This is a genomic window from Dietzia sp. UCD-THP, from assembly GCF_000349585.1.
Classification (GTDB): Bacteria; Actinomycetota; Actinomycetes; order Mycobacteriales; family Mycobacteriaceae; genus Dietzia; species Dietzia natronolimnaea_A.
Window position 1 is genome coordinate 1 of record NZ_KB714658.1, and the last position, 13921, is coordinate 13921.

Consider the following 13921-nt stretch of genomic DNA (forward strand, 5'->3'; position numbering starts at 1 on the left):
CCGAAAGGCGTCCCAAACACGTATATCGCATCGATCTCGTCCAGAGTCTCGCCAAGGTCCATGCCGACAGCTTTCCACGCATCTGCGCGACTGCGCGACTGCGCGACTGCGCGACTGCGACCGACACTGACGCCTCACCCGAGGTGCGCGTCCGGAATGGTCCAGAGACGGCGCGCACCCCTTCCGGCGGCTGACAGGGGGGCCGCATAAGCCGAAGAGGGCGCGTACGTCATCGGCGCGGACGGGCCCCGCGGGACGTCCCCCGAGGAAGGCGCGCACGGGCCCGGCGGACGCCGACCGGGTAAGGCGCGGGCGGTGCTACGCCGAGTAGTACCGCCCCAGGAACTCCGCCTTGTACGCCAGGTACTCGTCGGGCCCGGCGTCCATCGCGGCGCGCACCTCGTCGACCAGTCGCACCACGAACGCCAGGTTGTGCATCGTGAGCAGGGTCGACCCGAGGAACTCCTTGGCCTTGAACAGGTGGTGCAGGTACGCGCGGCTGTAGTCGCGCGAGACCTCGGACGGCCCCTCGGGGTCGAGCGGGGTGTGGTCGTGCCGGAACTGGGCGCGGGTGATGTTGACCCGGCCGTTCAGCGTGTAGATCCCGCCGTGACGGGCGAGCCGGGTGGGCGCGACGCAGTCGAAGGTGTCGGCCCCGTTCTCCACGGCCGTGAAGATGTCGTCGGGCTCGCTGATCCCCAGCAGGTGGCGCGGCCGGTCCTCGGGGAGCTCCTCGGTGCACCAGCCCACGATGGTGCCGAGGTTCTCCTTCTCCAGCGCGCCACCGATCCCGTAGCCTCCGAACCCGCGCCGTCCCCGGTCCTCGGCGCGGTCGCTCATCTCCACGAGCCCGCGCACCGCCTGTCGCCGCAGGTCCTCGAACTGCGCACCCTGGACCACGCCCCACAGCGACTGGCCGGGACGGTGGGTCCGTTCCACTGACAGGCGCTCGTGTTCGTCGAGGCACCGCTGCGCCCAGCGCCGCGTGCGCTCGACCGACCTCTCCTGGTACTCGCGGGTGTTCATGAGCGTGGTGAGCTCGTCGAAGGCGAACAGGATGTCGGCTCCCAGGCCGTGCTGGATCCGCATCGAGACCTCAGGGGAGAAGCGGTGCGCGGAGCCGTCGAGGTGCGAGGTGAAGGTGACGCCGTCCTCGTCGACCTTCGCGAGCCTTCCCTGGCCCTTGTTGGTGGCGGAGTCGTCCGGGGCCTTCGCCGCGCCGGCCGACATCTCGATCACCTTCTTGAACCCCACACCCAGGCTCATCACCTGGAATCCCCCGGAGTCGGTGTAGGTCGGCCCGGGCCAGCGCATGAACTCCGCCAGCCCGCCGGCCGCGTCCACCACGTCGTGGCCGGGCTGCAGGTACAGGTGATAGGCGTTGGCCAGGACGGCCTGCGCGCCGGTCGAGCGGACCTGCTCAGGGGTGAGGGTCTTGACCGTCGCCTTGGTGCCGACGGGGATGAACGCCGGGGTGGCGATGTCGCCGTGCGGTGTGCGGATGACGCCGGTGCGGCCCCCCGCGGTGCCGTCGAGGGCCATCCGCGAACGCACGTCGAAGGTGGTCGCGCGCGGGGTGGGTGGCGTGTGAACCGACATGGGTCCCATCGTGGCACGACGGTCCGGGGGGCCGTCCGTGGCCCTACGATGGGGGGATCGACGACCGCAGCAATCGACGACGACGAGGTGAGCGATGCCCGGCACGAGCGGCCGACGGCTCTCCCGGCGCGAGCGCCACGATCAACTGGTGATCCTGGGGGTGCGGCTTCTGGAGACGGTCCCGTTCCACTCGCTCTCGATGGACGATGTCGCCGAGCGGGCCGGCGTCTCGCGCAGTCTGCTGTTCCACTACTTCCCGACCAAGCTCCACTACCTCACGGCGGTGGTCAACGCGGCGGCCGACCACGTCCTGTCCCTGACCGAGGTCCCGGAGGGCACCAGCGCGGAGGACCGCACCAGAGCGATCATCACCGCACTGGTGCGCTACATCCAGCGGCGCCGCGACAACTACGTGGCGGTCCTGAGATCGGGCAGGTCGGTCGACCCGGTCCTCGAGCAGGTCGTCGACGGCATGCACCGCACCATCAGCCTGCGCATCCTCCACAGCATCGGGGTGGACCGACCCGGCCCCATGGCTCTGGTGCTCACCCGCGCCTGGTTGGCCGGCGTAGAGGAACTGGCGCTGCTGGGCGAGGAGTCCGGGCTGCCCCAGGCAACCGTGATCGACTCGGCGCTGACCACGCTGCGCGCGGTCGCCGCCCTGCCGGACTTCGTCGCCGACGTCGCCCCGGATGACGACGCGGAATAGCAAGGGCGGAAATGAGTCGAGTCCCGGAACTCCAGTGAGTTCCGGGACTCTCCCCGTGGCGGTGGCGGTGGGATTTGAACCCACGGTTGGGGGTTACCCAACACAGCATTTCGAGTGCTGCACCTTCGGCCGCTCGGACACGCCACCGCCGATCAGGCTACTTCACGAGTGGCCGCAGGCGGAAATCGCCTGCTCGAGGGGCGACTCAGGCCTGAACCCTGTCAGACCTCGCCACCGTCAGGCCTTGTCGTTACCCGTGAGCTTGCTCGCGGCCTCGTTGGCCTTGTCCTTGAGCTTCTCGGCACCCTGCTTGATGCCGGCCTTGCCCTGGTCCGCCTGGCCCTCGGCCTGGAGGTCACGGTCGCCGGTCGCGGCGCCGGCCGACTCCTTGGCGCGGCCGCCGAGCTCCTCGGCCTTGTTCGAGAACTTGTCTCCCACACCCATGTGGTGCTCCTCTCGATCGCGGCGCCGGTGCCCGGCGCCTCTCCCGATCCACCGTACGGAGATGTGCGCCGGGCCTCCACCGGACCATGGTCACGATCCCGTCACCGCCGTACGGGGGCGCCGCTACCGCCGAGCGCGGAAGAACTGTTCCAGCAGCGCGGCGCACTCGGTCTCGAGGACCCCGCCGCGGACCTCGGGGCGGTGGACGAGCCGGCGGTCGCGGACCACGTCCCAGAGCGATCCGCAGGCCCCGGTGCGGGGCTCCCACGCGCCGAAGACGACGCGGCCCACCCGCGCCGCGACCGCGGCTCCCGCGCACATCGTGCACGGCTCGAGGGTCACGACGAGGGTGCAGTCCTCCAGGCGCCACCCGTCACCCAGCACCCGGGCCGCCTCGCGCAGGGCCAGGATCTCGGCGTGGGCGAAGGGGTCTCCGTCGGCCTCGCGCCGGTTGGTGGCGGCGGCCAGCTCCCGGCCGTCCGGACCCACCACGAGCGCGCCGACCGGCACATCACCCTCGGGGGTGTCACCGGCGACCGCCAGGGCCCGCCGTACCAACCGCTCGTCCTCGGACCGGGGGGACGTCGGTGACATGGGCGCGGTCACAGGGATGACCGCCTCACGAGCATGACCGCCTCACGAGTCGGGCAGGTGCCGCTCGAGCTCCTCACCGAAGCCCATCCGCTCGGCGAGCGACTGCAGCTGCTCGTCGGCGTAGAGGTCGGTCTCGGACACGATGATCTCCAGCACCCCCGGTGGCAACCCCACGTCCTCGAGGATCGCCATGTCACCCTCGCCCCAGGGGTCGGCGTCCTCGAGATCCTCGTCCGGAAGGTCCACGTTGAGCTCGTCGAGCACGTCGGCCGCGAGGTCGTAGTCCAGGGACGCGGTCGCATCGGAGAGCATGAGGCGCATCCCGGACGGGCCGGGGCGCAGGATCACGAAGAACTCGTGATCGACGTCGACGAGACCGAACGACGCACCCTCGGTGCGCAGGGAACGAACCTGCCGCGCGGCGTCGTCGAGACTGGTGAGCGCGGAATCATCGAGTCTGGTGATCTGCCACGAACCGCCCGCCTGCAACACCCCGAGAGCGGAACCGGTGACGGCGTCGTCGTTGCTGTCGCTGTCGCGGGTACTTCGGTCGGAGGTGCTGGCCATGGGCCCAACCGTAGTCGGCTGTGAGAACCTTGTCAGGTGGCGGCGGTGACGGACGTGTGCGTGCTCGGGGCGGGCCTGATCGGCGGTTCGTTGCTGCGGGTCCTGGGCCCGGATCGGGCGTTCGGGTGGAATCGCTCGACCCCCGGCGCGGAGGCGGCGACGGCGGCCGGCTTCCACGTCTCGACGGATCTGGCCGACACGCTCCGCCGGGCCGCGCAGACGGACGCCCTCGTCGTCGTCGGCGTCCCCCTCCCCGCCCTCGGTGCGGTTCTCGACGCGGTGGCCGAGCACGCCCCCGGGATCGCTCTGACGGACGTGATCAGCGTTAAACGACCGGTCCTGGACGCGGTGCGCGAGCGGGGGTTGGGCGCGCGCTTCGTGGGTGGGCATCCCATGGCGGGGACCGCGGACTCCGGCTGGGCGGCCACCAACCCGGACCTGTTCCGTGGGGCGACCTGGCTCGTGGCCGCGGACGACGATGCCGATCCCCTCACGTGGTCCCGGGTGGCCAGAATGGCCGCGGACTGCGGTTCCCGGGTGGTCTCGTCCACCTCGGCCGACCACGACGTGGCCGTGGCGAGGATCTCGCATCTGGGGCACGTGGTGGCCGAGGCCGTGGCCGCGGCGGGCGCGCGGGGCGGCGACCTGGCCCTGACCCTTGCCGCGGGATCGTTCCGCGACGGCACCCGGGTGGCGGGGACCGCGCCGGACCTCGTCAGGGCGATCTGCGAACCCAACCGGCACGCGCTCGTGGCAGTGCTCGATGAGTGCCTGGCCGACCTGATGTCCGCCCGTGACGCGCTGGCCGACGAGGGGACGCTCGGGCCGCTGGTCGACGAGGGGCACCGCGCGCGGCGGGCCTACGAGGCGGCGCAGGCAGCGCGGTCGGACTCGGCGGCGCGGTCGGACTCGGCGGTGTCGGTGATGCCGGGGGCTCCGGGCTGGATCGCGGAGCTCCGCGCCGCCGGGGCCGCCGGACTGGAGGTCAGACCCTCCGGCTGAGACCGGTCACGTCGACGATGAACCCGTCGGAGTCGACGGTCGCGCTCGTGGCCGCGGTGGCCGTGATGCCGTGGACCTTCTCGTCGTCACTGGAGAAGGTGACCGTGTCCTCGCTGACATCGAGGGTGAGGGAGTCCACCCAGAGCACCCGCTCCTCCGCCGATCCCGGCTGCGAGTGCAGCCCGAGCCGTCGACTGATGACGCTGGCGAAGAACACGCTGTAGGTCACGTCCACGTCGACGACCCCGTCGCCACCGACGCGGGAGCGGGTGTCGGAGGGGTCGTCCAGCAGCCAGGAACCCTCGTCGTCGCGGACCAGGTCGATGGTGCGCTCGTACTCCTCGGTGGAGACGGTCAGCTGCACGCGGCACGGGGCGAGGTCCGATCCGAGCTCGACCTGGTACTCCAGGGTGAACGCCGGGTGCTCGGGATGCGCGGCGGAGACGATCCGCCCCCGGGCGCGGGAGAAGTCGCCCTTCCGGACGAGTCTCACCTGCTCGATCACCCTGCCGGTCTCGGAGATCCACGTGTACATGCGGGGAGCCGAGGCGCGAGGCGCTTCGACCTGCGGCGAGGGCGACTGGGAAGCGTTCACCCCTCCTACGGTATGAAAATCTCCACCGAAACGCACATCAACCGCCCGTCGCGGCGACCCGGCGTCACCTCGGTCGCAGCTCCACCCGTGCGCGTCGCCAGGGATACAGCGTCACGTTCCGCGCCCTGGGCCACTCGTGGCCACTGCCCACGCGGTCGAGCCGGTAGCGCTCCAACACCTGCCGGAGGATCACCTCGCCCTCCATCATCGCGAAGGACGCACCGATGCACCGGCGGGCGCCGCCGCCGAAGGGCAGCCAGGTGGTGGGGGTCGGGACTTCGCCGAGGAATCGGCCGGGGTCGAACTCCTTGGGCGCGGGGTAGGCGGCCGGCGCGCGGTGGGCCAGGATGATCGACGGCGAGATGGTCATCCCCCGCGGGTAGGTGCGGCCGCCGACGGTGGCGGGCTCCTGCAGCTCCCGCATCACCATCGGGACCACGGGGTGCAGTCGCAGGGACTCCTTGAGCACGGCGTCGAGGTATTCCGTACCGCCGGCGGCGATCTCGGACACACAGCGGTCCTGGATCCCGGGGTGCCGGGCCAGCTCGAGCACCGACCACGCCATGGCGGTGGCGGTGGTCTCGTGTCCGGCGGCCACCAGGGTCATCAGCTGGTCGCGCAATTCCTGATCGGACAACCCCTGGGCGTCCTGGGCGGACGCCCGCACCAGCAGCGCCAGCAGATCCCGCCGCCCGGACAGCGCCGGGTCCCGGCGGGTCGCCTCGATCTCCTCACCGAGGAAGGCGTGGATCGTCGCGAGGTCCCGGACCTGTCGGCTCCACGGCCGGAACCGGCGCAGCGGCATGATGCCCATTCCGATCATCACCACCGGCCCGGCGTCCACCGCCCGCGCCACGATCGGCCTGATCCGGTCGAGACGGGCCGAGTCCGTCACCCCGAAGACCACGCGCAGGATCACCTCGAGCGTGAGCTCGTTGAACAGGATGTGCGCGCGGACCCGGCCCGATCGCGGCCAGCGATCCAACTGCTCGGTCGTGACCTCCTCGACCAGCGAGCGGTACCCCTCGATCTCGCGGCGCCCGAACGCCGGCGCGAGGAGCCGGCGGGCGCGCGCGTGCTCGTCGCCGTCCTGGAGGAGGAGAGAGTGCTCCCCCAACAGCGGACGCAGCAGTTCGTTGCCCTTTCCCGCGTGGAAGACCGACGGCGAGCCGGCGAAGACGTCCTTGACGTCCGCGGGATCGGCGACGGCGACCACCGTCCGGCCCTTGGGCATCAGGTCGAGCTTGAACGGCACCCCGTACCGCCTGGCGGCGGCCGGGAAGACGGCCGCGGGGGCCGAGAGTGCGAGCAGGGCCTGCACCAGGCCGGGTAGGCGTGGCCCGGGGGGAACGCCGTCGTCTGTGGTCACACTGTCCATGGTGACACCGTAGGAGTCGACAGGTGTCGCCGCAGCCGGACCGGCGAACGAAGACCGAGGCCGGACACCGAGGGGTCGCCGGACGTTCACCGCGATCGTCACCTCGCCGTGGCGGTCACCGGCTACCGTGAGCCCATGGCCCTGCTCCCCGTGGACCTGGACTAGACGCCCGACGACATCGCCTCCCTCCTCGCCGTGGACGCCGCCGTGCGCGCCGCGGTGGGCCTGGAACACTCCCCGCCCACACCTTCGGCCCTGCACTGGGTCGGCGCGGAAGGGATGTGGATGGCCCTCGTCCGGCCCGGCGAGGGGCGCGCTCTCTCCTGGCCGGCTGGCACCACGAGTTCTCCCTCACGGAGGGCAGCGGGCGTGCCGGAGAGGCCGGGACGGACCTCGTCGGCGACGCCCCGGGGTGGTGGCGACGCGGGGTCGAGCACGCCCGGTCCAAGGGCCTCTACCTGGGCTTCCTGTACGGCTGGGACGGGGCCGCGTGGTGGCGGCTGGACCAGCCGACCGACGACGGCTTCGACCCGGAGATCTACCCGGTGACCGCGACGGCCGTGCGGGACATCGTCGACGAGCTGGCCGACGACACCCTCCTCGACGCCCCCGCGACCGGAGCGGTCGACGCGCTCCTGTCGGCCGGTGCGCGGTTGTCCGCCCGGGACCTGGCGGCCGTCCTCCACTCCCCCGACGGCTGGCCCGAGGTCGACCTCGAGGCGGGCGTCCGAGCGGCCCGGGCGTTCGGTTCCCCGGTCCCGGCCTGAGCGCGTCGAGGAGCAAGAAGTGCTGGTAAGGATAGGCTTTCGACGCTTGTGACTCCGCGCGCCGACTCCTAGCGTGGACACATGGACACCCCTCGCTCCACCCGCCACGACGCCGTCGAACCGCACGACGCCTCGGTCGGCGACAGACTCAACTGGCTTCGTGCCGCCGTCCTCGGGGCGAACGACGGCCTGCTCTCGACCGCCGGGCTCGTGATGGGCGTCGCTGCGGCCACCACCGACCGATCCGCCCTGATGGTCGCGGGGATCGCCGGCTTGTCCGCCGGCGCGTTCTCGATGGCCGTCGGCGAATACGTGTCGGTGAGCACCCAGCGGGATACGGAACGTGCGCTCATCTCCAAGGAGATCGGCGAACTCGACCGCGAGCCCGAGGCCGAGTTCGAAGAACTCGTCGGGCTCTACACCGCCAAGGGGCTCAGTGTGGACACCGCCCGGCTGGTCGCCACCGAACTCCACGCCGTCGATCCACTCTCCGCCCACCTCGACGCCGAACTGGGCATCGATCAGGAGGCACTGACCAACCCGATGCACGCAGCCGTCTCCTCCGCGATCGCCTTCACCCTCGGGGCGATCATCCCTCTGCTCGCCATCCTCGCCCCCGCCAGCCTGAGAGTGCCCACGATCGCGGTGCTCACCATGGTCGGTCTGGCGCTCGCGGGATACGTCTCCGCGCGTCTGGGAGACGCGGATCGGGGCAAGGCCGTGCGCCGGCTACTCCTCGGTGGTCTCGCGGCCATGGCAGCGACCTACGGGATCGGCTCGATCCTGGGAACCGCCGTCGCCTGACCGGGGACGGGTTGCTCGCTACTGCACCGGTGAGCCGATCTCTGCCACCATGGTCTGGTGAGAAGACTCGGTTACGTCGCGGCCAAGCGCCTCGCACTCGAGACACTCGGGTGGACGCTCGTCGTGCTGGGTATCGCCGCTCTGTTCCTCCCCGGCCCCGGGCTGCTCACTCTCTTCGCGGGCATGGTCGTGCTCTCCCAGCAGTACGAGTGGTTCGAGAAGCGGGTCGACCCCGTCAAGCGGGTGGCCCTCGAGGGCGCGTCCCGAGGGGTGCAGACCTGGCCGAGGATCACCGCGTCGGTGCTCGGCGTGGCGTGGCTGGTCGGACTCGGGATCTACTGGGGCCAGCACCCCCCGGCACCACAGTGGTGGCCCTTCGATCCCGCCTGGTGGTTCATCGGCGGGTGGGGCACCGGCGGGAGCCTGATCGCCTCCGGTCTGATCGGCCTCGTCCTCATCGTCTACTCGATCCGTCGATTCCGGGGAAACCCGTACGACCACGACGTGGAGACCGAGCGCGAGAGGGAACGCCACGCCGCCCGCCACCGGGAGAGAGAGGAACGGCGACGGGCGCGGCACGACGTCACGTCGGGCCGGAGGCCGTACCCGGCCGCGTCTCCCACCGGGCCGGGCATCGCGTCGGACTGACCGGGCGTCACGTCAGACTGAACGTCTCCTCGCCGCCCACCGCGACCATGCGCTCCTGTCCGGCCACGCACACGTGGACCGGGGTCGAGTCGATCACACCGTCTCTGTGCTGCACCGTGACGCTGTCCTGCATCACCGTCACCGTGAGCGGGGACCGCAGGTAGGTCATGTTGAAAGAGACCCCGTCGATACCCCGGGGCAGGTTGGGGTGGATCTGCAGCATCCCGTTCTCCACCCGCATCCCCGCGTAGAACCGCTGGATCAGATCGACCGTCCCGGACATGACACCCATGTGGATACCCTCGCGGGTCGTTCCTCCCTGGATGTCGTTGACGTCGCTGCCAAGCGCCACCTTGAAACGATCCCAGGAACTGTCCGGGTCGAAGCGGGCGAGGACCCCGGCGTGCGTGATGTAGGACAGGGTCGACCCGTGTGACGTGCGCTGGTCGTAGTAGTCGATGGTGCGCTGTGCGGCATCGTCCGCGAACCCATAGCCGAGTCTGGTGAAGACCCGCCGGAGTTCGTCGTCGCTGAACAGGAAGAACAGCATCACGGCGTCGGCCTGTTTGGCCAGTTTGTACCGGTCCGGGGTGTCGCCCTCGGCCTTGAGGATCCGGTCGAGCCGCTGGATGTTGCCGTATTTGGCACGGTAGGAGTTCCAGTCCAGCTCGTCGAGGTCCTCGTACCCCTCGAACTGGCTGATGATCCCGTCGTGGAACGGCACGAACATCCTGCGGCTCATGTCCTTCCACCGCTCGATCTCGTCGTCACGCAGTTCGAGCCGGGCGCGGACGGCGCCGGCCTGGGGCGCCGGCAGCAGGTCGAGCAGGTGGGCGGCGATGTCGCAGATCCACGCCACGAAGACGTTGGTGTAGGCGTTGTTGCGCAGCCCGCCCTCGGACGCGCCCGGGTACTTCTCGTGGTACTCGTCGGGCCCCATCACGCCGTGGATCTCGTAGCGCTGCCGCTCCGGTGAGTAGTGCGCGATGGACGACCAGAACCGCGCGATGCCGAGCATCATCTCCGCACCCCGGAACTCGAGGAACATCGTGTCCTCGGTGAGGGTGATGTACTGCCAGACGTTGTAGAAGATCGCCGCGCTGACGTGGCGCTGGTTGTGCGACAGGTCGATGTCCCACCGCCCCGACATCGGGTTGAGGTGGAGTTCCTGGGTCTGCTCCGTGCCGAGCGATCCGCTCTGCCACGGGAACATGAACCCCTCGTACCCGGCCGTCGCCGCCGCCACCCGCGCCTCGGACTGTCTCCGGTAGCGGTACATGAGCAGGCTGCGGGTGACGGCCGGGAGCCGGAAGGTCAGGAACGGGAAGACGAACAACTCGTCCCAGAACACGTGGCCCCGGTAGGCCTCGCCGTTGATCCCGCGGGCGGGCACGCCGGCATCGAGGTCGGCGGTGTTGTGTGAGCACGTCTGGAGGATGTGGCTGATGTGCACCCGCAGCAGGTGCTGCGCCTCGTCGTCGCCGAACACGTGGAGGTCGCACGCCTGCCACAACCGCTCCCAGGACTCGCGGTGGTGCGCGTACGCCGCACCGAACGGGCGCGACCGGGCGGCCGACCGGGACGCGCGCAGGAGGGTGTCCCCCGTGGCCGGGTCACGCGAGGTGAACAGCGCCACCGACTTCTCGATCGTGGTGGGGACGTCGCGCTCCAGCTCCACGTGGAGGGTCTGCTGGATGTAGTCCGCCGTCCGGAAGTCGGAGCGGGGCACGTCCCGTGTCCGACCGCCGGTCGAGACGAGGGTCCGTGCCGCGACACCGATGTTCACCTCGGACTGCCGGGTGCGCACCTTCAGCGCCATCACCTCGGGGTGCGGGAACACCGTGCTGCCCGGCCGGAGGTGGTCGCTCTCGAGTTGACGGTATCGCGGTACGCCGTCGTTGGTGACGCGTCCGTCGAGCGCGCTCACGACCTCCGCCTGGCCGGACCAGTTCAGCGGCGTGATCGTCCACTCCATGTAGGCGTGGTGCATGCTGGCCATGGACGCGAAGCGCCGGCTCACCAGCTCGGTCTCCCGCCCCTCCCGGTCGCGGAAGCGGATCTGGCGGGTCATCAGCGCCGAGCGCAGATCCACTCGGTGGCTGTACTCGAGGATCTCCACTTCTGCGAGCCGGAGCACCTCCGCCCCGCCGATCCTGAGCTTGAGCGGCAACCAGTTGGGCAGGTTGACCAGGTCCTCGTTGTGCACCGGGACGCCGCCGAGCATGGTGGTCGCGCGGTTGTACAGGCCGTGGACGTACGTCCCGGGGTAGTGGACCCCGTCGGCGTCCTCCCATTCGGCCGCGCCGCGCGTGCAGAGGTAACCGTTGCCCGTCGAGGTGAGCGTCTCTCGCAGCCCCTCCTCGCCGGGATCGAACTCGGAGTAGGACAGCGTGAAGGCGTCGGTCCGCCCCGTCGTGGTGTCGTCCGAGGGCCCGGTCTGCAGAGTGGTCACGCGGTCGACCCTATCGACTGACCTGCGGTTCCGACGGGATCCCACGTGCTTGTTTCCGGGATCGTCATCTGGCCGAGACTCGTCGGCCACCGATGTATTGTATGATCTACGTCACAGTCGGGACGGCCCGGGCCGCGCCTCGGGGCCCGTCGTCGACCGTCGCGCCGGAACAGGGGTTCACCATGACCGTTCAGTTCATCGAGATCACGGAGGACGTGGCCGACAGGCTCCACGTCCTCACCACACCGACGGCCTGCCAGGTCGGCGATGCGCGCATGATCATCGTCGATCTGCTCGGCTCCGGTCCGTCATGGCCACTGTCCGTCCTCGTCGACCACGTGTGCACCGCGTACGAGGCTCCCGACGGGGAACGTCTCATGGTCGACCTCCGGGAGGGCATGGCCGAGGACGAGCTCCGCGACGAGCCGGCACTCCGGCACGTGACGTGGGTGCGCGCCACGCGCCTCGCGCTCAAGGAACTCACCGACTCCGGAGAAGTGGTCTGGAGCCTGCCCTCGGACGATCCGGACGAGGTCGACCACCCCGAGGTCGAGGTCCTGATGTCCGGCGCGGAACCCCGCGCCTTCCGCGTCTACGTGGGGGATCCGCTCCCGGACGGCTCGGTGTCCCTGCGGTAGTAGGGCCCACCGCGGCCGTCCGTACCGCTCTCCCCCCTACCGCCGCCCTGGACGCCCCCGACGTCCGTGCCGCCGCCCCGAGTGCCGCCGCCCTGCGTGTCCCCGCCGTCCGTGCCGCCCCGGTAGCGGACGGCCACGGCCAACATCACCGCGCCCACGGCGATGAAGGACAGCACCCGGAACAGGCCGGGCAGCGTGGCAAGGTCGAGGAACAACAACTTGGCGAGCGCGAGCGACCCCAGGACGAAACCCATCCTGCGGGCGTCCGAGAGCCGGGGACTCGGCGTGAGGATCAACCAGGCCGCGCAGCTGATCCACAGCACGGTGACCACCAGGTGGGCCACGAGGAAGCCGTTGCGCGCCGCGCCCGCCAGGTCACCGATCACCACTCCGGCCGCCACCACCATCACCGAGAAGGCCAACAGCGCCGCGACGGCACCCGCCATCACCACCCTGGAGGCCTGCCGGGGCACCCGCCGGGACGCCCACCACGTCGCGGCCACGGCGAGCGCGGTGACCGCGAGCGCCGCCACCACGTCCCAGTAGGTCAGCTCGCGGACCGCCAGACTCTCGTCGAGCGCGAGGAACGGCTCGTTGACGACCAGGTACACGGCCAGCGCGATGGCGGCGCCGACGCCGGCCACCCAGTCCGCCCAGCGGCGACCCCACAGGCCCGCCGCCACGACGTAGCCGGTGGCGCTGAGGGTGAGGGCGAGGCTCGTCATCTCCCGTCCGCCCAGTTCCACCCAGGCGCCGAACAGCAGCGCACTGCCCACGACCCCCGAGACGGCGGACAGCAGCACCGGTCCCGGTTCGTGGGCTCGACGTCCGGCAACCACCGCGACGGTGAGATAGGCCGCGGCGAGGATCACGCCGACCGGCCAGCCCGGCCGCAGGAGGAAGAGTCCGGAGAGGAGCAGCAGGGGGACGGCGGTGGGGACGACGACGAGGGCCGCGTTCTCCGGAGCCGGGCGGCGGCGCACGGAGTCGACCCAGGCGACCCCGACGCCCACGGCGGCGAAGACCAGGGCCGCCACGATCAGCGCGACCTGTTCGCCCCGGTCGTGGAGGTGCGTCTGCGTGAGGTAGCCCACGAGGACCGGTGCCGGGAAGACCGACCACACCACCCTGACCGCGATCCCGAGTTCGGCGCCGAGTACGGCGGTCGCGATGGCCAGGATCACCAGGAAGACAGGGAGCTCGACGCCAGTGGAGATGAACGGGGCCAGCACCATCGTGCCGGCCGAGACCAGGCAGGCGAGCAGCCCCGAGGACCATCGTTGTGCCAGCGCCATCCCCGCGAGCGCCAGCCCGCCGACGAACATGTACGCCGCCGGCACGGGGATCCACTGATAGAGAGTGGTGCAGGCGATCACGTCGAGCATGGCCGCTGCCAGACCGGTGCCGACCAGGGCCAACGCGCCGGGGTTGATCGGGCGCTCGGGCGTGGCCTCGTGGCGGGACTGCAACCACAACCCGAGCCCGACCAGGACCAGCGCCAGTACCGCTGCGGCGACCACCCGGGCGATCGGTGGGAAGAGCCCCGCCTGGATGGCGACCACCAGCAGGAACGCGACCCCGGCCAGCATCACGGAGCCGCCGATCGCGGCGATCACCGTGGCCGCCGTGAGCCGTGGCGCCCGGCGGGTTCGGGTCTCCGCGGAGCGCCGCGTCCACCCGGGCCCGGCGGGGCCGGGGGCGGCAGGGCCGGGGGCGGCAGGGCC

Annotated in this window: 15 protein-coding genes and 1 tRNA gene; 7 read left to right on the top strand and 9 right to left on the bottom strand. The window is 70.8% G+C overall.

The genetic code is table 11. From position 1 onward, the window contains the following. On the top strand, nucleotides 1-194 hold a 194-nt coding region (locus H483_RS40230; protein ID WP_238556390.1), incomplete at its 5' end, for a hypothetical protein. A 124-nt stretch (nucleotides 195-318) separates the two neighbouring features. On the opposite strand, the gene tgt is transcribed toward H483_RS40230, so the two are convergent. After that, nucleotides 319-1599 (bottom strand): tRNA guanosine(34) transglycosylase Tgt, encoded by a 1281-nt coding sequence (gene tgt / locus H483_RS36035; RefSeq protein ID WP_017838252.1) that lies wholly within the window; start codon nucleotides 1597-1599, stop codon nucleotides 319-321. A 94-nt stretch (nucleotides 1600-1693) separates the two neighbouring features. Between tgt and H483_RS36040 the strand changes: the two genes are divergently transcribed. After that, the gene (locus H483_RS36040) at nucleotides 1694-2308 is read left to right on the top strand and encodes a TetR/AcrR family transcriptional regulator (RefSeq protein ID WP_017838253.1); all 615 of its coding nucleotides are present in this window, start codon (nucleotides 1694-1696) and stop codon (nucleotides 2306-2308) included. A gap of 56 nt (nucleotides 2309-2364) precedes the next feature. On the opposite strand, the gene H483_RS36045 is transcribed toward H483_RS36040, so the two are convergent. The 4 genes from H483_RS36045 to H483_RS36060 all read right to left on the bottom strand — a co-directional run bounded on the left by H483_RS36045 (nucleotide 2365) and on the right by H483_RS36060 (nucleotide 3913). Next, a tRNA-Ser gene (locus H483_RS36045) sits at nucleotides 2365-2455 on the bottom strand. Between the two features lie 90 nt (nucleotides 2456-2545). Beyond that, entirely contained in the window at nucleotides 2546-2752 is a 207-nt protein-coding gene (locus H483_RS36050; protein ID WP_017838254.1) for a CsbD family protein, read from the bottom strand. A gap of 123 nt (nucleotides 2753-2875) precedes the next feature. After that, nucleotides 2876-3346: a nucleoside deaminase gene (locus H483_RS36055; protein ID WP_031265217.1), complete on the bottom strand. Its 471-nt coding sequence runs from the start codon at nucleotides 3344-3346 to the stop codon at nucleotides 2876-2878. A gap of 42 nt (nucleotides 3347-3388) precedes the next feature. Beyond that, nucleotides 3389-3913: a tRNA adenosine deaminase-associated protein gene (locus H483_RS36060; RefSeq protein WP_017838256.1), complete on the bottom strand. Its 525-nt coding sequence runs from the start codon at nucleotides 3911-3913 to the stop codon at nucleotides 3389-3391. A gap of 45 nt (nucleotides 3914-3958) precedes the next feature. Between H483_RS36060 and H483_RS36065 the strand changes: the two genes are divergently transcribed. Further along, nucleotides 3959-4915, top strand: coding sequence for a prephenate dehydrogenase (locus H483_RS36065; RefSeq protein ID WP_017838257.1), 957 nt, complete (start codon nucleotides 3959-3961; stop codon nucleotides 4913-4915). Here H483_RS36065 and H483_RS36070 read toward each other — a convergent pair. Next, the gene (locus H483_RS36070) at nucleotides 4899-5510 is read right to left on the bottom strand and encodes a putative glycolipid-binding domain-containing protein (protein ID WP_238556391.1); all 612 of its coding nucleotides are present in this window, start codon (nucleotides 5508-5510) and stop codon (nucleotides 4899-4901) included. The genes H483_RS36065 and H483_RS36070 overlap by 17 nt on opposite strands. Before the next feature lie 64 nt (nucleotides 5511-5574). After that, the gene (locus H483_RS36075) at nucleotides 5575-6888 is read right to left on the bottom strand and encodes a cytochrome P450 (RefSeq protein ID WP_042330230.1); all 1314 of its coding nucleotides are present in this window, start codon (nucleotides 6886-6888) and stop codon (nucleotides 5575-5577) included. A gap of 281 nt (nucleotides 6889-7169) precedes the next feature. On the opposite strand from H483_RS36075, the gene H483_RS36080 reads away from it, so the two are divergent. The 3 genes from H483_RS36080 to H483_RS36090 all read left to right on the top strand — a co-directional run bounded on the left by H483_RS36080 (nucleotide 7170) and on the right by H483_RS36090 (nucleotide 9107). Then, on the top strand, nucleotides 7170-7655 hold the full coding sequence (locus tag H483_RS36080) for a hypothetical protein (protein WP_017838260.1): 486 nt from the start codon (nucleotides 7170-7172) through the stop codon (nucleotides 7653-7655). An 81-nt stretch (nucleotides 7656-7736) separates the two neighbouring features. After that, nucleotides 7737-8459, top strand: a complete 723-nt coding sequence (locus H483_RS36085) for a VIT family protein (protein WP_017838261.1) — start codon at nucleotides 7737-7739, stop codon at nucleotides 8457-8459. Between the two features lie 57 nt (nucleotides 8460-8516). Then, nucleotides 8517-9107: a PGPGW domain-containing protein gene (locus H483_RS36090; RefSeq protein ID WP_017838262.1), complete on the top strand. Its 591-nt coding sequence runs from the start codon at nucleotides 8517-8519 to the stop codon at nucleotides 9105-9107. A gap of 7 nt (nucleotides 9108-9114) precedes the next feature. Here the strand turns inward: H483_RS36090 and H483_RS36095 are convergent, their stop codons facing one another. After that, complete coding sequence (locus tag H483_RS36095; protein ID WP_017838263.1) at nucleotides 9115-11559, bottom strand: glycoside hydrolase family 65 protein; 2445 nt, start codon at nucleotides 11557-11559, stop codon at nucleotides 9115-9117. Between the two features lie 182 nt (nucleotides 11560-11741). Here H483_RS36095 and H483_RS36100 point away from each other — a divergent pair, with 182 nt between their 5' ends. After that, on the top strand, nucleotides 11742-12197 hold the full coding sequence (locus H483_RS36100) for a hypothetical protein (RefSeq protein ID WP_042330231.1): 456 nt from the start codon (nucleotides 11742-11744) through the stop codon (nucleotides 12195-12197). Here H483_RS36100 and H483_RS36105 read toward each other — a convergent pair. Beyond that, a partial coding sequence (locus tag H483_RS36105) for a DUF2339 domain-containing protein (RefSeq protein ID WP_017838265.1) occupies nucleotides 12152-13921 on the bottom strand: 1770 nt, incomplete at its 5' end. The two genes, H483_RS36100 and H483_RS36105, sit on opposite strands and share 46 nt — an antisense overlap.